Origin of the sequence: Candidatus Cryosericum septentrionale, from assembly GCF_003570995.1 — a bacterium.
Classification (GTDB): Bacteria; Caldisericota; Caldisericia; order Cryosericales; family Cryosericaceae; genus Cryosericum; species Cryosericum septentrionale.
In genome coordinates this window covers 31,848-49,492 of the sequence record NZ_QXIY01000002.1, presented here as the reverse complement: position 1 = coordinate 49,492, position 17,645 = coordinate 31,848, and the positions used below count along the sequence as shown (strand labels likewise).

The 17,645-nt window shown below is 60.9% G+C and carries 19 protein-coding genes and 1 tRNA gene; 10 read left to right on the top strand and 10 right to left on the bottom strand.

Annotation, left to right across the window (positions count from 1 at the left end):
- The first annotated feature begins 2 nt into the window (after positions 1–2).
- On the top strand, positions 3–470 hold the full coding sequence (locus SMC1_RS00940) for a protein jag (RefSeq protein WP_119084940.1): 468 nt from the start codon (positions 3–5) through the stop codon (positions 468–470).
- A gap of 12 nt (positions 471–482) precedes the next feature.
- Positions 483–1,853: a tRNA uridine-5-carboxymethylaminomethyl(34) synthesis GTPase MnmE gene (gene mnmE / locus SMC1_RS00935; RefSeq protein ID WP_119084939.1), complete on the top strand. Its 1,371-nt coding sequence runs from the start codon at positions 483–485 to the stop codon at positions 1,851–1,853.
- 10 nt (positions 1,854–1,863) lie between these two features.
- Here the strand turns inward: mnmE and SMC1_RS00930 are convergent, their stop codons facing one another.
- Positions 1,864–2,580 (bottom strand): carbohydrate ABC transporter permease, encoded by a 717-nt coding sequence (locus SMC1_RS00930; protein ID WP_165849109.1) that lies wholly within the window; start codon positions 2,578–2,580, stop codon positions 1,864–1,866.
- Positions 2,581–2,788: 208 nt separating this feature from the next.
- On the opposite strand from SMC1_RS00930, the gene SMC1_RS00925 reads away from it, so the two are divergent.
- Together SMC1_RS00925 and SMC1_RS00920 are read left to right on the top strand one after the other, a co-directional pair.
- Positions 2,789–4,558 carry a glucosyl-3-phosphoglycerate synthase gene (locus SMC1_RS00925; RefSeq protein WP_119084937.1) on the top strand — a complete coding sequence of 590 codons (1,770 nt, stop codon included), beginning with the start codon at positions 2,789–2,791 and terminating at the stop codon, positions 4,556–4,558.
- A complete protein-coding gene (locus SMC1_RS00920; RefSeq protein ID WP_119084936.1) occupies positions 4,555–6,192 on the top strand; it encodes an alpha-amylase family glycosyl hydrolase in 1,638 nt (545 codons plus the stop codon). The genes SMC1_RS00925 and SMC1_RS00920 overlap by 4 nt, the downstream gene beginning before the upstream one ends.
- A 16-nt stretch (positions 6,193–6,208) precedes the next feature.
- Here SMC1_RS00920 and SMC1_RS00915 read toward each other — a convergent pair whose 3' ends face one another.
- The gene (locus SMC1_RS00915; protein ID WP_119084935.1) at positions 6,209–7,312 is read right to left on the bottom strand and encodes a PAS domain-containing protein; all 1,104 of its coding nucleotides are present in this window, start codon (positions 7,310–7,312) and stop codon (positions 6,209–6,211) included.
- Positions 7,313–7,497: 185 nt separating this feature from the next.
- Between SMC1_RS00915 and SMC1_RS00910 the strand changes: the two genes are divergently transcribed.
- From SMC1_RS00910 to SMC1_RS00895, 4 genes are read left to right on the top strand one after another with little or no spacing between them, the layout of a single operon-like run.
- Positions 7,498–7,776 (top strand): hypothetical protein, encoded by a 279-nt coding sequence (locus tag SMC1_RS00910; protein ID WP_119084934.1) that lies wholly within the window; start codon positions 7,498–7,500, stop codon positions 7,774–7,776.
- A 31-nt stretch (positions 7,777–7,807) separates the two neighbouring features.
- Entirely contained in the window at positions 7,808–9,169 is a 1,362-nt protein-coding gene (locus SMC1_RS00905; RefSeq protein ID WP_119084933.1) for an MFS transporter, read from the top strand.
- Between the two features lie 16 nt (positions 9,170–9,185).
- Entirely contained in the window at positions 9,186–9,926 is a 741-nt protein-coding gene (locus SMC1_RS00900; RefSeq protein WP_119084932.1) for a PIG-L deacetylase family protein, read from the top strand.
- Between the two features lies 1 nt (position 9,927).
- Positions 9,928–10,926, top strand: a complete 999-nt coding sequence (locus SMC1_RS00895; RefSeq protein ID WP_119084931.1) for an N-acetylglucosamine kinase — start codon at positions 9,928–9,930, stop codon at positions 10,924–10,926.
- Positions 10,927–11,033: 107 nt separating this feature from the next.
- Here SMC1_RS00895 and SMC1_RS00890 read toward each other — a convergent pair.
- Positions 11,034–11,108, bottom strand: a tRNA-Gln gene (locus SMC1_RS00890).
- A 76-nt stretch (positions 11,109–11,184) separates the two neighbouring features.
- Between SMC1_RS00890 and SMC1_RS00885 the strand changes: the two genes are divergently transcribed.
- The gene (locus SMC1_RS00885; RefSeq protein ID WP_119084930.1) at positions 11,185–11,880 is read left to right on the top strand and encodes a TraX family protein; all 696 of its coding nucleotides are present in this window, start codon (positions 11,185–11,187) and stop codon (positions 11,878–11,880) included.
- Between the two features lie 57 nt (positions 11,881–11,937).
- Positions 11,938–12,537 carry a hypothetical protein gene (locus SMC1_RS00880; protein ID WP_119084929.1) on the top strand — a complete coding sequence of 200 codons (600 nt, stop codon included), beginning with the start codon at positions 11,938–11,940 and terminating at the stop codon, positions 12,535–12,537.
- Between the two features lie 80 nt (positions 12,538–12,617).
- Here the strand turns inward: SMC1_RS00880 and SMC1_RS00875 are convergent, their stop codons facing one another.
- The 7 genes from SMC1_RS00875 to SMC1_RS00845 form a co-directional block, all read right to left on the bottom strand.
- Positions 12,618–13,364 carry a hypothetical protein gene (locus SMC1_RS00875; protein WP_119084928.1) on the bottom strand — a complete coding sequence of 249 codons (747 nt, stop codon included), beginning with the start codon at positions 13,362–13,364 and terminating at the stop codon, positions 12,618–12,620.
- A 291-nt stretch (positions 13,365–13,655) separates the two neighbouring features.
- Positions 13,656–14,243 (bottom strand): GNAT family N-acetyltransferase, encoded by a 588-nt coding sequence (locus SMC1_RS00870; RefSeq protein ID WP_207799252.1) that lies wholly within the window; start codon positions 14,241–14,243, stop codon positions 13,656–13,658.
- 87 nt (positions 14,244–14,330) lie between these two features.
- On the bottom strand, positions 14,331–14,609 hold the full coding sequence (locus SMC1_RS00865) for a hypothetical protein (RefSeq protein ID WP_119084926.1): 279 nt from the start codon (positions 14,607–14,609) through the stop codon (positions 14,331–14,333).
- Between the two features lie 18 nt (positions 14,610–14,627).
- Complete coding sequence (locus SMC1_RS00860) at positions 14,628–15,623, bottom strand: heparan-alpha-glucosaminide N-acetyltransferase domain-containing protein (RefSeq protein ID WP_119084925.1); 996 nt, start codon at positions 15,621–15,623, stop codon at positions 14,628–14,630.
- A 171-nt stretch (positions 15,624–15,794) separates the two neighbouring features.
- Positions 15,795–16,112, bottom strand: coding sequence for an MGMT family protein (locus tag SMC1_RS00855; RefSeq protein ID WP_119084924.1), 318 nt, complete (start codon positions 16,110–16,112; stop codon positions 15,795–15,797).
- Entirely contained in the window at positions 16,109–17,227 is a 1,119-nt protein-coding gene (locus tag SMC1_RS00850) for a radical SAM protein (protein WP_165849108.1), read from the bottom strand. The genes SMC1_RS00855 and SMC1_RS00850 overlap by 4 nt, the downstream gene beginning before the upstream one ends.
- A gap of 85 nt (positions 17,228–17,312) precedes the next feature.
- Positions 17,313–17,576: an RsiV family protein gene (locus SMC1_RS00845; RefSeq protein WP_207799251.1), complete on the bottom strand. Its 264-nt coding sequence runs from the start codon at positions 17,574–17,576 to the stop codon at positions 17,313–17,315.
- Positions 17,577–17,645 lie beyond the last annotated feature (69 nt).

The window sequence follows — 17,645 nt, the reverse complement described above, 5'->3', positions numbered from 1 at the left end:
CCATGAGGCTTTCCAAACATGCTGAGCAACTGGTCACGGAGTTCCTTGTCGACTTCTTCAAGGCACTCGACGAGAACCCTGAGATTCAGGTAGCATATACGGACGGCGACCCATACATCAACATCACCGGGCTCACCGGAAACGGTACATTCCTCACCAGGGACCAGATGTGCCTATCCGCCCTGCAGCACATCGTCAACGTCGTCGCACACAAGGACCGCGAGGGTGCCCCCGGCATCGTCACCGTCGACGTCGACGGGTACGTCATGCGCCAGCGCGAGATGCTGAAGCGCATGGCCATCGATGCCGCTCTGCGTGTCAAGCGTGAGAAACAGTCGGTCATGCTCCAGCCCATGAGCGCCAAGGCGCGACGCATTATCCACATGACCCTCAAGGACTATCCGGGTATCACGACGCACAGCGAAGGCCGTGACCCACAGCGCAGGGTCATCGTCGAGCTCACGAGGTAACGGGAGCGGCGCATGCCGCACGTTTCCACCATTGCCGCTCTTGCCACCGCCCGTGGCAGCAGCGGCATCGGCATCATACGACTCAGCGGCCCGGACTCCTGGGCAATCGCCGAGCAGCTGACCCCAGGTCAGCCCACGCTTGTGGACCGCATGGTCAATCTGCGACGCATCTGTCGCCCGACTACCAGAGAAGTCCTGGACCAGGGCATCGTCCTGCCGATGCGCGGCCCTCACTCGTACACAGGTGAGGATACCGTCGAACTGCAGCTGCACGGGAGTCCTCTTCTGCTGGACAGTGTTCTGGGGGCCTGCCTGGAACTTGGGGCAGAGCCTGCCCGTCCGGGAGAGTTCACATTCCGGGCATTGCTGGCAGGCAAGCTGTCCCTCCTGCAGGCCGAAGCGGTGCGCGACCTCGTGGACGCAGGCTCTGACGAAGAGCTCTCGCTGGCCAGGAAGTCACTGTTCACGGATGCATCTCAGCCCTTTCGCGGGGTCCTGAGCCTGATCACGAAATCCCTCGCGTCCATCGAGGGGCCTGTCGACTTCCCCGACCAGTTCACGGAGGAGGACGAGGCAGGCGCCCTGCGTGGGGCCACGAGTCTTGCTGCAGAGGCGCACGCGGAGATTCAGAAACTGCTTGTGGACGCGCAGGCAACCGCGCGGCTGCAGCACGGCATCACTGTCGTGATCGCCGGCGCGTCCAATGTCGGCAAGTCCTCCCTGATGAACGCCCTGCTCAAGTACCCGAGAGTCATCGTCTCAGAAATCCCTGGGACTACCCGTGACTCGGTGGCGGAGGATATCCTCCTGGGAAAACATCGGGTTACCCTCGTCGACACCGCCGGCATAGGTGCAACCCCTGCCGACGTCCTCGACAGTCTGGCGGGTGAACAGGCGCGTCAGTCCATCGAACGCGCGGACATCGTCCTGATCGTCCTCGATGCCGAAACAGGACTCCAACCACACGAACGCGACCTTCTCCATCGCGCCCGTTCGCTGCCCCATCTCGTGGCTGTGAACAAGATTGATGCCGGACCCGTCCCCGCGGGTCTCGAGGCAGAAGTCGGCGAACCGGTGCTGGGCATCTCCGCCACGGAAGGGACCGAACTCGACGCTCTCACTGAGCGCCTGACGAACCTAGTCGAGACGGTCGCCGGGACGGTCGCAGCCAAGCAGATGGTAACGTTCCGGCAAGCAGCAGAGCTCATGACCGCCGACCGCGCGCTGCGCGATTTCATGAGCTCAGCCGCGACAGGTCCGGCAGACGTCCTCGCGTATCTTCTCGGCGAAGCCCGTGAAGCGATGCAACGGCTTCTGGGCGAGCACATCGCCCCCGACGAGATCCTCGCAACCGTCTTCAGCACCTTCTGTATCGGCAAGTAGTCGGAGCCCGTCAATCATCAAGAGGCAGGACCGGCCGCCAACCGACAGGACTTCGTGCCCGCCCTGCCTCAAGCCAACCCATCGGCCATATGACATGCCAGAAGGTCTTCCATCCGCCGGCTCCGTCGATCTGTGCAGCCTCGAGGAGTTCGGTCTGTACCTTCGACAGGGCGGCCATGAAGATAATGACCGCAAACCCGATGTCATGCCGCGTCGAGTACAGGATCATCGCGGGCATCGCCGACACCGTGTCCGTCAGCCACCTGCTGACTGGCAGACCCACGAAGTGCAGTGTCGCATTGAGCATGCCGTAGTCGGGGTTGAAGATGTAGATCCAGATGATGGATGTGGCAACCAGGGGCGTGATATAGGGGATGAAGAACCCCAGGCGCCAGAATGTCCGCCCCCGGATTTTCGCGTTGAGGAGCACGGCGATCAGCAGTGAAACGGCGACCGCGACCGGGACACTACCTACCGTGAAATAGAGTGTCCTCAACACCGAGCCCCAGAAATCACCTGAGGTGAGCATCTGCCTGAAATTGCCAAGCCCCACGAAGTCGCTCTGGCCGACAAGGTTCGTGTCGAACAGGCTGAGGCCAACCACGATGAACGCCGGAAGGAAGGTGAAGACCAGAAGCACCAGTGTCGAAGGGAGAGTAAAGAGCCACCCAGCGACGTTGTCGCGGATAACCTGCTTTCGTCTTGCCGGCGTGAGTTTATTGTCCATACTGCAAACATCTCGAGAACGAAGTTTCAAGTTCATAAGCAACTTGGCTAAGTGGACTTAGGTGCTTAGTATACCATTGGCAACCTGCAAGTCAAAAGAGACTGTGAGCACCTCGGTAGCCCTTACCATGTAGTCTCGGAGTGAAAGAAACCGTGCTTCTGCTATACTTTCCGAAGCAGGATTCGTCCTGCAGAGAGGGGGTGGGAAATTGACACAGCACTTTATTGAGCTCACAGCACCGAAGCGGCTCATGGCCAAGGTCGCATTTGCTCGCTCGGCCGGCATCGCCGGAGATGTTGTCCTTGTCCTTCCCAGAACACCGGATGAGGAAATCGGCCGTGTCCACCGTCTGGTGGCGGCGGCTCGCAAGGCTCTTGGAGCTGAATCGATACCCTTCCAGATCGTCGAGATCGATAAGGCAATCCGCCTGGCATCGTCGGGAGATCCTTCCCGGGCACTCGTGATCGACCTCGACCTCCTGCATCAGGAGAACATCGGTCTGCTCGAGTCCGCCTGTAGTTCGAGCTCGCAGGTGATTGGCTACAAACTCCACCAGAACCCTTCCAAAACGACAGCCGCCATCTTCGCCCGCGGCGACTCCAATTCTGCCCTTGCCGGAACGGTGGTGCGTCGGCTTACTGAAGCCGGAGTCGTGGACAGGACGAGCTTTGTTCACGTCACCCATGCCGGCGAGTCTGCGACCGTCGACGACAGCGTCCTCGAAGCGTATGGCAAGGTGAAGGCTGAACTGCCACAGGCCCGTCTCGCCATCGAACAGGCCGAGGAACGCGTGGAATCCGCCATCGAACACTGTTCGCTTCAGTACGGCCTGCTCGTCCTTGGATTGCCGCAGCATCTCAGAAAACACTCGGTGACCGAGCACCTGCTTGCGCAGGTCACGGCAGGACTGCTCCGCGCGACAGTGGTGTTCGTCTACGCTCGCGGCGCAGAGGTTGAGCAGTTATCAGCCACGACGAAAACCATCGAGCCCTGGATCCTCAAGAACACGTTCTCCCAGGACGAGTTTGCGGACATCGACCGGCTCCTCCAGGCCAAGCGTGACCGCCATGTATCGATCTCTCTCGTCCTGCCGGCGCTCAATGAGGCAAAGACGGTTGGACAGGTCATCGACGCCTTTAAGGGACCACTGATGGAGGAACGGCCGCTCCTCGACGAGATCATCCTCATGGACAGCGACAGTGGTGACAACACGCGCGAAATAGCGGCCGCACGCGGCATCCCCGTCTATGTCCACCAGCAGGTACGCCCGGACCTCGGAACCTATGCCGGCAAGGGCGAGGCGATGTGGAAAGCATTGTTCGTCGCAAAAGGAGACATTCTCGTCTTCGTCGACACCGACCTGTCCAATCCCCACCCGTCACTTGTTACCGGACTTGTCGGGCCTCTTCTCCTGGACGAGCGCCTGAACTTTATCAAGGGGTTCTACCGCAGACCCGTGCGTGTCGTCAACGAGTTCGTGGAAGTGGGCGGCGGCCGTGTCACGGAGTTGACCGCGCGCCCCCTGCTGAACCTCTGGTATCCGGAACTCGGAGGGCTGTTCCAGCCACTTGCGGGGACCATCGCGGCACGCGCCGGCATCCTGCGCGAGCTGCATTTCCTGACCGGCTATGGCGTCGAGATCGGGCATGTCATCGAATACGTCCACAAGTACGGCATCGAGGGTCTGGCCCAATCGGAGCTGGGCGAGCTCATCCACCGCAATCAACCCCTGGACGCACTGTCCAAGATGTCGTTCCAGGTCCTTGAAGCCTTCTTCCGGTTGTCGCACGGCCTGATGGCCCCCGGCATGGCTGACCGCATGAATGGAGTCCTGCGGCAGCCCTTCCTCTCGGACACGGGTTTCACACTCTACCAGACACGCCTCGGGCAGGAGACGAGGCCTCCAGTGTCCTCGGTGCCACCTCTCAATCCTCCCGCTTCAGTGCACCAGCGACGTGACACGAAGAAACCGACATGACCGCAATTGACGCTCAGAGCCAACCGTGGTGGAAACGGGGCGTCATCTATCACTGCTACGTCCGCAGTTTCTTGGACAGCAACGGCGATGGCATAGGAGACCTTCCTGGCTTGACCTGCAAGCTGGACGCCCTGCGCAACGGTACGCCCTCTTCCCTTGGCATTGAGGGCCTATGGTTATCGCCTGTCTACCCGTCGCCCAACCGCGATTTCGGATACGACATCAGTGACTACCGCTCGATCGACCCCATGTATGGTACGATGGAAGACTTCGACCGCCTCGTGGCCGGTGCCAGCGCACGGGGCATCCACCTCATCATGGACCTCGTCGTCAATCACAGCTCGACCGAGCACGCCTGGTTCAGACAGGCACGCACCTCCCGCGAGAACCCGTTCCACGATTACTACCTCTGGAGCGACGGAACCAATGGCAAACCTCCCAACAACTGGGGTTCGTCATTCGGAGGCTCGGCCTGGGAATGGAACGAGCAGACCCATGAGTTCTACCTGCACAGTTTCCTCAAGGAACAGCCGGACCTGAACTGGCGCAACCACCGGCTTCGTAAGGATATCCACGACATCATGCGGTTCTGGATGGACCGGGGTGTCGACGGCTTCCGTCTCGACGTCGCCAATTACTACGTCAAGGACGCCCAGCTTCGGGGCAACTCTCACGAGTTTGTCATTGCTCAGCCCATGCCCGGCAACCCTTCGAAGACGCTGTTCATCCCGATGTCACGCGAGGTCTACGACCACACCGTGGATCAGCCGGAGACGCACGACGCCCTGCGGGAAATGCGCGGCGTCATCGACGAGAAGCCCGGGCGCATGATGGTGGGCGAGATCGCGCAGCACACGCTCGATCAGGTGCTGTCCTACTATGGGGACGGTCAAAACGAGCTCAACCTGGTGTTCAACTTCTTTTTCTTCGTTCGACGTTTTCGCGCAAAGGACTTCCGCGACATCATCGAGAGAACCCTCGACCTGCTGCCCGAGGACGCCTGGCCCGCCTGGGTCCTGAGCAGCCATGACGTCATCCGCGCGGTATCACGCTATCATTGCTCGCCCCCGATGACCAAGAGCATGATAGGACTACTTCTGACGCTCAAGGGGACCCCGTTCCTGTACAATGGAGAGGAACTGGGGCTTGCGAACACGCTGCTCCCGAGGAGACTCCTTCAGGACCCCGTGGCCAAGAGATACTGGCCCTTGCCAGTCGGCCGGGACGGCGAACGCACGCCAATGCCGTGGGATGCGACGCCCAACGCCGGCTTCACCACAGGAATCCCGTGGCTGCCCGTCAGCGCACCTGCCATGTCGTACAGTGCAGAGTCGGCAGACCCGACCTCGGTGCTGAGCTTCACGAGACGGCTCAGCTGGTTCAGGTCGCACCATTCTGCGCTGAATGCGGGCGATATGTCAATCGTCGCCGGTCCGTCGGACACCTGCCTCTGCTTCACGCGCAGATCCTCAGCAGAACACCTGACGATTACGATAAACCTGTCCGACCAGACCGTCGCGATCCCACGGGGCAGCTTCACGTCAGACCAGACTCCCCTGTTCAACACAGAGGAGCAGCCATCCATGGACAGCCTGGCTCCCTGGGAGGTCAGGATAGCGGACACTTCCGCATAACCCGAAGGACGGGTGGTCACTCCGCTACGTGGGAGCTCTTCCGCCCAGTAATATCCCGACCAATGATCACGACCGTGTCAGGACTCCCGCCCGTCCTGACCAGCGCGCCGCTGACTTCGACCCGTCGGACTGAACCCGAGACATCTTGGACATCGAAGACCTCAAGGGGCTCAGATCCTCCGAGCAGCAACCGGTCAAGGAATACCGCGCCGCGACCGCGATCGGCAGGCACGACCACATCGACCACGTCCCGGCCGACGAGCGAAGGCGCAGGTACGCCAAGGAACTCGCACAAACGGGCATTTGCCAAGATGATGCGCCTGTCCAGGCCGACCATGCAGATGTGCTCAGACGACCTGTTCAGGAAGACATCCAGCTGCTCCCGACTCCTCTTTAGCTCCTGTTCGTTCCTGCGCATCTCGGTGACATCAAACCCAATGCCGACGACGTTTACGACAGACCCGCGGATGTCCCACACCGGCATCTTGACCATGTGGTACAGCCGGTGTTCGCCGTCGTGGACGTCGTCGTAGTCATGTGCCCACCCTTGTCCCGTTTCGAACACCAGATCATCCGTTGCCTCGAACTCCGATGCGTGCTCGGGCGCGAAGAGTTCTCTGTCGGTGTGACCGATCAGGTCCTCAACCTTTCTGCTTTGCCAACGAGGTAGCATCGGATTGGTCTGTACCCCTGGCAGATTGCCCGCGAGATACCGATGGTCTCTCGACTTCAGCCAGACCGCGGCAGGGAGATTGTCCATCAGTGCCCGGATGAACGCCCGTGACTCCTCAAGTGCCTCCATGTTCTCCTGCCGGGCAAGGAACCTCTGCTGGAGGATGAGGGCGCGAACCGCCGCCCATATCAAAACGCCGCTAACGATGACGGCGACCGCCATCAGCACTTCCTGGCCAATGGTCAGGTTGTCGGCAAAACTGCCCAGGAGTGCACTCCACACGACCACATACAAGCATGCAGCCAGAGTGGCTCCGGTCCTCGCCCGCCTGAACCACCACTTCGGCCTTCCTGTCGCACCTGCTCCGTTACGATGACTGCTGGTTACTGGATTGTCCGGGTTCATCCGTCCACCCTCTCTCTTGACATCTTTGAGCGTAGCCGTCATGGATGACCTGTCAAACGCGCCCGAACAGCATAGACCACCCGGAGCCTCTCCTTGACAAAGGAAGAGGGCCCGCTAGAACATTGATGGGAAGGACTGCCCGTCATATCGCCGGACAAAGAAACGCTGGCGGATACCCTCTGGCGGATGCGCCATGGCGTGCCGGTTCGCGCCGACTGGAGGCAACGATGAAAGTCAGCATCATTGGTGGAGGGGGGACAAGAGTCCCGATTCTCGTGGGCGCTCTCCTTGACCTTCAGGAACGGCTCGGCCTCACGGAGATCTCGCTGATCGAGCAGGTGAAACTGTACGAGAGGTCCCTCGTCGACGCGGTTGCGTACCGCGACCTCAAAGCTCTCATCGAGGCTCTGGCACTCAATCCGCTGGTACCCTCGCCGGCCGTGGCACGAGATCTCGTCCTGGCGTTCAAGGAACAGGAGGCCCCATACTTCGACAGCTTCAAGTAGCCGCACGCATCCGCAATTCGCTGGAGGCAGCATGAACTTCTGGAAAAAGCTTGCATACAGCTTCGGTTCGATGGGCGCCGGCCTGCCCGAGAACTGCTTCACGACGTGGGCCATGTACTTCTACGTGGACAAGTTGGGACTTTCGCCGAGGCTCTTTGCCACAGCAATGCTGATCTACACAGCCTGGAACTGTCTCAACGACCCACTGTTCGGCTACTGGTCCGACCGAACGCATACCCGGTGGGGGCGACGGATTCCCTATATCGCACTGGGAACGCTGCCCTTGGCGCTTGCCTTCTATTTAATCTGGGTCCCGCCGGCGGGCATCACCGGCATAGCCATGTTCTGGTACTATCTCGCCATCATCTTTGCGTTCGACGGGTTCTACACACTGGTCATCCTCAACTGGACAGCACTATACCCTGAGATGTACGCGACGACACAGGATCGAAGTGTCGTCAATGCGTGGCGCCAGGTCCTCGGTATCGTCGGCGTCATCGTCGGCGTCGCGCTTGCTCCCATCCTCATCGCCAAGTTCGGCTGGAAAGGACTGGGCGTCATCATCGGCAGCGGCACTGCGCTCGTCATGTTTGTTTCGCTGCTTGGCTCCAAAGAGAACCCACGGATACAGGGTGGCGAATCGCTGTCGCTCGGCCCGGCCATCAAGAATACGCTGGTCAACAAGTCCTTCGTGACCTTTGTACTGTTCAACCTGTTCTTCCAGACCGTCTTAGTCATGGTACAGGGTGTCATTCCCTTCTACACCCAGTTTGCGCTGCTGCTCACTGACACCCAGAAGACATTTGTGTTGCTGGCTGTGTTCCTCATGGCCATCATTTCGCAGTTGCTCTGGAACAAGGTCGTCGTCAGGGTGGGTACGCGCAGTACAGCCATCATCGGTATTGGCCTGTTCACCGTTTTTCTCATACCTCTCGCATTTGTGAAGACCCTTGGTGTCGGCATTACCTTCTTCGCCCTTCTGGGGGTCGGGCTGGGCGCTCTTCTTCTCGTGGAGGACATGATGATTGCCGATATCTGCGACGAAGATTACCTCAAGACCGGCGCACGCCGCGAGGGCATGTACTACGGCGTCAACGCCCTTATCATGCGCAGCAGCGTCGCCATTTCTGCTGGCATTATCGCCTTCGTCCAGATCAGGACACACTACGTCGCCAAACTGACCGATCCGACACTGCAACCTCACACGGCAGTGGTCGGTTTTCGTGCCCTGATGAGCGGCATCCCTGCAGTGCTCATGCTTATTGCGCTCGTGTTCATCCTCATGTATCCCCTGTACGGCAAGAAGCTGGAGGCTGTCAAGAAACAGTGTGCTCTCACCACCGCGTCGTGCCCCGATCCGGGAGCTCCTTCTACCGGCACGCCTGCCATTTGAACGGAGGCCATGGACAATGAACTGGAACGAGTTTCTACCAATCCCGCCCATCGACTCAGCACAGAACTACGTCGTGTTTCAACCACATTCCGATGATGCGGTCTGGTTCGCGGGCGGCCTCCTGCTCAAGCTGGCCAAGGCAGGGAAAGACATCACGCTCGCCACGATGACCGACGGACGCCTGGGCAGCACAGACGTCTCGATGACACGCGAACGCCTGGTCGTAATCCGCAGGGACGAGGATCAGCGTGCCGGCGAGGCCATCGGCGTTCACAAACACCTGTATCTGCCGTTCCACGATGGTTCCCTGCCCCACTGCGGGGAAACGACCGCGGCGATGGTCCGCATCATCCGGCAGGAGAAACCGGACGCCATCTTGGCGCCCGACCCGTGGCTGACGTATGAGGCCCATCAGGACCACCTCAACTGCGGCTGGTCAGCGGCAGAAAGCATGATCTACTGTGACCTTCCACTGTACATGCCCGACCTGCCGCCCCACTCGGTCCGCTTCATCGCGTTCTACCTCACCGGCAGGCCAAACCAGTTTGTCGACACCGCAGCCGAGCATGAGGCGAAGCTAGCAGCTCTCAGCCTGTTTCAGAGCCAGTTTACCCCGGAGACGCTGGAAAGGGCGACGCAGTACACTACCCTCAAGGCCTCGGAGCTGGGCAGGGCACACGGCATGCGGCTGGCAGAGGGATTCAAGGTCCTGACCTCCCTCCACCTTCATACAAGCGTTGACTCGGAGTCCATCTAGGATGGCTGTGACGTACTATCTCGGCGTCGACGGGGGGACGACCAGGACGAAGGCTGTCGTCGGTGACGATGCCGGCCATATCGTCGGATCCGGCGAAGGGGGCACCTCCAACTACCAGGTTGTGGGACTCGAAGCGGCCATATCAGGCATCACCGACGCCGTTCAGGATGCGCTGGCGGCTGCGGGCCTTTTGCTAACGCAGGTCGAGCGCGCCGTGTTCGGGCTGTCCGGTATGGATCTGCCCATGCATCGCGAGGTGCTTAGTGCAGCTCTGGTTACCACATTCCCCGGGCTCATCTTCGACCTTGTCAACGATACATGGATCATGCTCAAGGCCGGAAGCGACAAGGGCTGGGGGATTGCCCTGGTGTGCGGCGGAGGCGCGAATGCCTGTGCCTGCAGCCGCGACGGGACCTGGGTCACGCTCCGGGGCCTGGGCTATCAGAGCGGCCTGCGAGGCGGCGGACTGGCTATGCTGAGAGACATCCTGCACTATGCGTTTCTTTCCCACGACGGGACAGGGCCAAAATCCGTGCTGGAGCAGACGGTACTGGACGTGACCGGTGCCCCCGACTATGACACGCTGCAACTCCTGTTCCTCGAGGCCGTACAAGACATGGTGGGACACGGAGAACTGCTGCATCGGGCTCTGGCCATCGTACCGCTGGTCTTCGACGGCGCGACGGGCGGCGACGAAGCCTGCAAGCGCATCCTCATGCTTCAGGCAGAGTCTCTGGCGGAGGGAATCACGGGGCTTGTCCGCAAGATGGGCTTCGAGCGCGAGACGGTTGATGTCGTCCTGGGAGGCTTGGTCTTCAGGGGCAGCAATCCTACCTTCATCGACAGGCTGACACTGCTGGTACATGAAGTCGCCCCACTCGCACGGCTGGGACCGCCACTGCTCGACCCGGTCCTCGGCGCGTACGTGATGGCGTTGCAGAAAATGGGCAAGTTTGACGCGGCGAACACCTATGCGGTCCTCGCCGGCCAGGTGGTCTAGAAAAAACAGATGGGATTGCTACACTACGGATACGCCTCTGTCCTGAGGCTGTGCTGACTCGACCGCGTCAACCCAGGATCGAGGCATTTGTCTGTGTCAGAAGAAGATGGCTGAGGCGGCTGGAGTCGAACCAGCAATTCATGGCTCCAAAGGCCAGTGTCCTACCATTAGACGACGCCCCAACACGTGGCTTTGCTGCAGTATTCTAGTGCTGCCTCAGGGGGCTGTCAAGAAGAGCGAGGCGATGAATCGTTGATAATGACGAACCACGATGAAGGTATTTCCTCCCTGGGAGACGGGCAGCCGACCCTCGCACAGTCTGACGCCCTCAAGCTTGTCGCCATCGTCTCGATGACCGTCGACCACGTGGGAGCCATTCTGCTACCACAGGTGGGCTGGCTCCGCATCATCGGGCGCGTGGCTTTTCCCCTCTTCGCCTACCAGCTTGCCGCCGGCTATCTACACACGCACAACCTCTCGCGCTATGCGCTCAGGCTTGCCATCTGGGGTCTCATCGCACAGCCGGTCTACATGATCGCGTTCGGCGTGCGCCCGTGGACGCTCAACATCTTTGCCACATTGCTGCTGGGACTACTGGCTATCTGGGGATGTGACCACCGCCGGTGGTGGGCGGTCGTCCTTGCACTGAGCCTGGCTGCCATACAGCTCTGGCTGCCAGCCGTGGGTCCAGATTATGGCCTCTATGGCGTTGTGTTGTGCCTAGCCAGCTTCATGCTGTTTCAGCATAGAGAGCAGCTCGTCATCGCTCATGGACTCCTGCACGTGCTCGCCGGGATCATGTTCTGGCCGTCTCAGGTCTACGCACTGGCCAGCATCCCGTTCATTCTCTGGCCGCCCCGATTGCATCTGCGCCATTTGCCGGAACTGTTCTATGCATACTACCCGGCTCACCTCGCAGTCCTCGTCCTCGTCCGCCATCTTCTGATGCGCTGAGGGCATTGCTCGAGCAGTGGGCCGTCCTATATTGATCCTCAGTACCTGGAGGCAACCGTGAACCGCAAACGCATGCGTACATTCGTCACCATTGTCATCGTGCTCGCCCTCGTCAGCGGGGGCGCAGCCACGCTCTTCTCTGTTCTGCGAGGGACGACTGTGGACGAGCCTATCAGCGTACTGCCCGGCGTCACGCTCAGCCCGCAGGACTTCAAGGAGACGGGGCTGGGGACAGCCGTGGACGTCGGGTACGCTGACCAGACCTTCGTGTTCTTCCCTGATCAAGGCACGAACGGCCAGGGCAAGGAACTGGCCAGGGCAAAAAACGGTATCACCATCGATTTCCGTGGTGGGGGCTCCCTGACGCTCCTCGGCGGGCAGTTCACTCCCGATCCGGATCACGCGCTGCGTGACCGGGCGTATGCCTGGTACAGGGGCAAGCTCGCTGCCGACGGACTCATCGATGACGCGGGGGCGGCAATCGTCGGCGAGGCCTCGGCCCGGTACGACGATCCTGCTGTCGCTGCCATCCTGGTACGCAAAAAGGACACCGTGTTCACCATCGTGTACACGCTGAACGCCACTACCACCACCACGACGCCCCGACCGATCGTCGCGCTCGAGGCTCTCGCCCGCCTCCTGGCCTCACGCTTCTAGGCTCTGCCCCGCCGTGGAAGCTGCATTCCTCGCCCGACCATATGGCGAGGCCAGCCAACAAGGAACGACGTGTTCAACGTCTACTGAGGCTGCTTGTCGTCGGGCTTCGTCAGCTCGGCAGGCGTGATGGTCTCCATCTTCTTCTCCTCGGGAGGCACGACCGGAGCGCTCGTCCATCCCTGGGGCGCCGCGCGACGCTCTGCCCATCTCTGTTCGCGCTCAATGCGCCGCTGTTGACGCTCGGCGCGTCTTGAGCTGCGTTCACCGGGGGTGCCGGCGAAGAGGACGGTGACGCCCACTGCCAGCAGGAGCACTCCTGGAACCCAGGCAGCAATCCGGTTGAGTCCAAACCCCTCGAACCCTAGCCAGCCCTCGAACACGAAGCCAAGAACAACGAACATGACGATGCCGAACACGAAGCCGCCAACGCTGTCACGCACGTGCCGCCAGTTGGCGTGCAGCGTCCCATGGATGATGCCTGCAAGTCCTCCCGCGGCGGGGAACACGAGAGCCCATGCATATGCCCAGCTTTCCCATGTGCCAGTGATACCCTGATACCAGAGAAGGGTGCCCACTGCCGCGGCCACAAACCCGAACCCGGACAGACCCTCGCCCGCCCGGTCCGGCAGCACCAGACCCACCACGAACAACGCAAGCCCGGGGACGATGATGCGCAGCGGCCATGACATCTCCGCCCAGCGCTCCGGAAACCAGTTCAGGTCGATGTGAACATACTGCAGTGCGAGGATGACGATGCCGACGACGATTAGCAGAATGCCGAGGTTCGCCATCGAGGAACGGGTCCTACGAGTGTCCTGGTCAGTCATATCTTCTCCTTACCCCTCGCAGCCGGTCTTCTGAGAATACTGACCGACTGTCCACCTTGTCTACGTCCGCCCCCTTGCGAAGGTTACTGCGACCTCACCACCTCGCATTACCCCCCCCCGGCATCGCTGACGGTCCTCCTGCTGCGAGGCATGCCGATGAACGGCAGTGCCATGGTCTGGAGCACCCCGCCAACAACCCATGCTGCAGGGACGGATGGTAGCAGTCCTTGCCTCCGCTCCAGGAACAGAAGAACGGTGTCTCAGGAACGATGCACGGGACATCAGTCGTGGTCATTGCTGCCCTCCTGGAATGAATTCCCGTCTCATGATGGTGGTCTTGCCGCCTGCGCCCGGGACCGTGCGGAACCCGAGCCGCTCAAACATCCCATACGTGCCCGTGAACAGGAACGCGTCCGCCTGTGGGCGCCCGTGCGTCTCCTTCGGCACAGCCTCGACCGCACGAGCTCCTTCACGCTCCATCACCTCGATCGCTTTTCCCAGAAGGACCTCCGCCAGTCGCCTGCGCCTCCAGCCACGCTGGATGAAGAAACATCCGACGAACCAGACGCCTTCCGCGGGTGTGCCTCTGAACCTTGGCGAGCGTTCCAGCCGTGGCAGGGAAGCACGCGGCTCGAATGAGCACCACCCCACCGGTGTCTCACCATCGAACGCGAGCACCCCGTGAACGCCGCCGGACTGAACCGCCTGGCACAGTCGCTCATGCGCTACCTCGCCCTTCACGTCGTCCCAGCGTTCCACGCCCGCAAGCCGCCACCACCAGCACCAGCAGCCACCACATGCTCCATTCTTGCCAAATAGTGTTTCCAGCTGCGGCCAGAGCCTCGGCTCCAGTTCGCGGCAGACAATACCCGCAAGCATGCCTGATGTCTCCATGTGTCACCTCGTGTGCTCCATGAATGTCCTGCACAGTGCCAGAACCCTGCTCGACTGCCAGCCGGCACGCCTCTACTCGACGATTCCCCGACGGCGCACGCGCTTTCCAGTCTGACTGCGAGTCTCGGGTTCGTCACGGCTTCCTTCCTGCTGGCACTCACAACCCTGAAACATGCTCGCGACCTCCCGTGCCTCAACAAGGCCTGACTGGACGGCCATGACCTGGAACATCCCTTCGAGGCCCGTTGTCGCGCGGAAGAACGCGGTTATGCCCGCAGCTCCAAGAGCCTGCACGATGCGCTCAGCCTCAGCCTGCCCTGCAACAACAATGACTTCCGCGTACTCATCCATCATTCCTCCTTGCCGGCATCACAAGGCAACATGAAAATGCCTGCGGTCCAGCACCCACCCGACCCAGCTCAGCGTTCCGACCATCAACAGTGCCTCAAGGACTACCAGCCACACGGGGGCCAGTTCATACCAGCCGGGTATCCGAGGCGCGACGAATATGCCCAGAAGAACACCGTGCATGACATAGAGCAACAGAGAGTTGCGCCCCCACTCCCTGAGGATAGGTATCGAGCGGCCAAAACGTTCGTCGAACACATGGAAACACCAGAAAACCAGATCACTTGCGCCCAATGCAATCAGAACATAACTGGCTGAGACACGGTTCTTGCTCACCGGAACGATGAATGCCAGAAGGAGACCAAGAGTGAGGACACCCGCTGACGCGGCGGGAAACCACCTCCTTCCTTTTGGGACATCATGGAACAGGCCTCCCAGCGCGGTCGCCATGACCAGCATAGCCCCCCAGGAGAGGGCGCCTTCAAGCCCACCGTGCGTGGAACTCAGGACATTCGCCAGCCAGAAACTGTTGAGCTGGAACTGGTAGGCGACCAGCAACAAGAGCCCTACAAGCCACCGCAGGCGCGCCGGCACCGCGATGAAGACAAGCGTGATAAGCCCCGCGAAGCCGATAGCCTGTAACAGTCCCCAGTCCGACCGGTCGACAGCAAGTCCCGAGAGGTTTCCCAACACCGTGAAAAGAGCCCCAATACCGATGAGAGCAAGGTTCCGGGACAGGAAATGCTCAATGGTCCGGCGCCTGCCGTCTCTGGTCAGCCTGGCCCGGAACGAGGCGCCAAATGTGAGTCCGATGGCCGCAATGAACATCGGAGCGATGATGTCGATGACGGTGAATCCTATGCCAGGCGCGTGCTTCAGCCACGCCGGAACAATATGGGGACCGGCCAGATAGTTGGCCAACACCATGAGCAGGATGGAAAACCCTCTGAACTCGTCTATGGACTCCAGTCGCTGCCTTGCATCGTTCACCCAGTCCTCCATGATGCTCAACATCATGGGCACATCCCTCAGAAACTCAAGAGCGCCTCAATGAAGGGTATGCGTTGACAGACTGCTTCCACCTCCCGTAGTGCTGGTACGAGGAATGGTATGGACAGGGACGATTTCGCAGTAGTCACATACGTCGAGCCAAACGTGTGGATGGTGCATGAACTGCACTGAGCATTGCTAGGGGATCCAGAGATGGCGCTTCATGTCGACGCGCCCCTGCACGTCGAAGGTAACTCCCTCACTCTCCAGCAGTGACCGCTGGACGCCAGGCCCGCCAAACGTGTCCTCGGGGCAGAGCTCACCCGCCGCGTTGACCACGCGGTGGCACGGCAGCTCCGATCCTACCGGCGCTGCCCGCATCGCCCAGCCCACCGTCCGCGCCGCCCCAGGACTCCCCAGCACCCGCGCAATGGCTCCGTACGTCGTCACCTTGCCGCGTGGTACCTTCGCCGCGACGCTCCAGACGCGTTCGAAGAGAGTGTCTGTCGTCCTCATGTGGTTGTTTCTCGATCGGTGGCGTCTGCCTCCTCCGCACCAGGCAGCAACGACCGCACCCACTCACGTTGTGACCACAGGGCGCACCCTCCGCTGGTCTCGGTCAGCCTGTCATGGTTGGTGCGGATGGTGGCGAGCAGGGGCGACGCCAGCGCATCACGCAGCGGCACGTCCCGGACATTAGCGTCGGAATATGGGGCGAACGGACATGGCTCCACCCGCCCTGACGGGCTGATGTGGATGAATCCGCGCCCTGCTGCAAGGCATCCTCCGAAAACCTCCTCGTCGCCGGGGAATACGATGAACAAGCCACGCAACCGCTTCTGCAGCGAAGCAACGACCGCCACCAGTCGCGCACGCTGGGCACTGTCCAGAACGAGCGATTCGGTTCCCTCCCGTACCGGAACATATTCGACGAAGAAGAACAATCTGCACCCAAGGTCGATGAGTCCGCACAGGTACTGCTCATCGAGCACAGCGTCGATGTTCAGACGAGTGACCGTCAGCGACGTCCCAAAGAAGACGCCCGCCCTGCGCATCAGCGCGATGCCCGCCTGCGCCTGCGCGGCGACACCCTGACCCCGACGCGCGTCTGTTGCTGCTTCATGTCCCTCGAGGCTGATGACGGGAATCACGTTGCGCTGCTTGCGGATCCGGCGCACCAACAGATCATCCAGGAGTGTCCCATTGGTGAACACTGGGAATACGACGTCAGGTACCTCGCGCGCAATCGTCAGCAGGTCGTCCACCCGCGTCATCGGCTCACCGCCGGCAAGCAGCATGATGCCGACACCAAGGTCATGCCCCTGCTGGACGACACTCAGGAGCTCCGTGGGCGTCATGTCGGGCTCCTCGTGCCGCTGCTGAGCCTGGGCATAACAGCCTGCGCACGCAAGGTTGCAGCGGCCCGTCACGCTGACGATCATGAACGGCGGCACGTGGACCCCTTCTGCTGCAAGCAGGGCGCGGCGGCGTTCTGCCATGCGCTGTGCACGTCGCATCCGCACGAAGAACGCCGCCACGGACGGGTCCCGCAGCGTGATGCGCACGGCATCGGAGAACAGTGCCTTGATAGTATCGTCAAATAAGTGGACATATTCAGTCGTTTCGCTCATGTCATGCTCCTCGGAATCCGTGGCGTGCACGGGGCTAACCTGCACAGTATAGTCAGGGTGGATGACCGGCCAAGCGTCCTGGACCTCAGTCGCCCGGTCCCAGCACCAGGCTAAACGCGTCCGGCGACAGAGTGATGGCCAGCATCGGCTGGACATCCTTGGCAGGAATGTGGACCTCTTGTGGACCAGCGGCATACGGACCAACCTGGTACGGGTCGAATGAGATGACCAGACCGCCTGGCTCCAGCGACACGCTCTTGAAGTTGTCCGCCGCTGGCGCCGTTCCATATTCCACGAAGCTGCTCAGCGCCTCGTAGTCTGCCCCATACTGGCTCTTCAGGTCTGTCACGATCTGAAATGTCCCCGTGCGGCGACTCGTGCAGCGGTTGGCCTAACTTGACTATCGCTAACGGAGTAG

Bases quoted from the DNA above. Each gene is read 5' to 3' on its own strand.
- SMC1_RS00940 (WP_119084940.1), top strand. From the start codon at position 3: ATGAGGCTTTCCAAACATGCTGAGCAACTGGTCACGGAGTTCCTTGTC.
- mnmE (WP_119084939.1), top strand. From the start codon at position 483: ATGCCGCACGTTTCCACCATTGCCGCTCTTGCCACCGCCCGTGGCAGC.
- SMC1_RS00930 (WP_165849109.1), bottom strand. From the start codon at position 2,580: ATGGACAATAAACTCACGCCGGCAAGACGAAAGCAGGTTATCCGCGAC.
- SMC1_RS00920 (WP_119084936.1), top strand. From the start codon at position 4,555: ATGACCGCAATTGACGCTCAGAGCCAACCGTGGTGGAAACGGGGCGTC.
- SMC1_RS00915 (WP_119084935.1), bottom strand. From the start codon at position 7,312: ATGACGGCTACGCTCAAAGATGTCAAGAGAGAGGGTGGACGGATGAAC.
- SMC1_RS00910 (WP_119084934.1), top strand. From the start codon at position 7,498: ATGAAAGTCAGCATCATTGGTGGAGGGGGGACAAGAGTCCCGATTCTC.
- SMC1_RS00905 (WP_119084933.1), top strand. From the start codon at position 7,808: ATGAACTTCTGGAAAAAGCTTGCATACAGCTTCGGTTCGATGGGCGCC.
- SMC1_RS00900 (WP_119084932.1), top strand. From the start codon at position 9,186: ATGAACTGGAACGAGTTTCTACCAATCCCGCCCATCGACTCAGCACAG.
- SMC1_RS00895 (WP_119084931.1), top strand. From the start codon at position 9,928: ATGGCTGTGACGTACTATCTCGGCGTCGACGGGGGGACGACCAGGACG.
- SMC1_RS00885 (WP_119084930.1), top strand. From the start codon at position 11,185: ATGACGAACCACGATGAAGGTATTTCCTCCCTGGGAGACGGGCAGCCG.
- SMC1_RS00875 (WP_119084928.1), bottom strand. From the start codon at position 13,364: ATGACTGACCAGGACACTCGTAGGACCCGTTCCTCGATGGCGAACCTC.
- SMC1_RS00870 (WP_207799252.1), bottom strand. From the start codon at position 14,243: ATGCTTGCGGGTATTGTCTGCCGCGAACTGGAGCCGAGGCTCTGGCCG.
- SMC1_RS00865 (WP_119084926.1), bottom strand. From the start codon at position 14,609: ATGGATGAGTACGCGGAAGTCATTGTTGTTGCAGGGCAGGCTGAGGCT.
- SMC1_RS00860 (WP_119084925.1), bottom strand. From the start codon at position 15,623: ATGATGTTGAGCATCATGGAGGACTGGGTGAACGATGCAAGGCAGCGA.
- SMC1_RS00855 (WP_119084924.1), bottom strand. From the start codon at position 16,112: ATGAGGACGACAGACACTCTCTTCGAACGCGTCTGGAGCGTCGCGGCG.
- SMC1_RS00850 (WP_165849108.1), bottom strand. From the start codon at position 17,227: ATGAGCGAAACGACTGAATATGTCCACTTATTTGACGATACTATCAAG.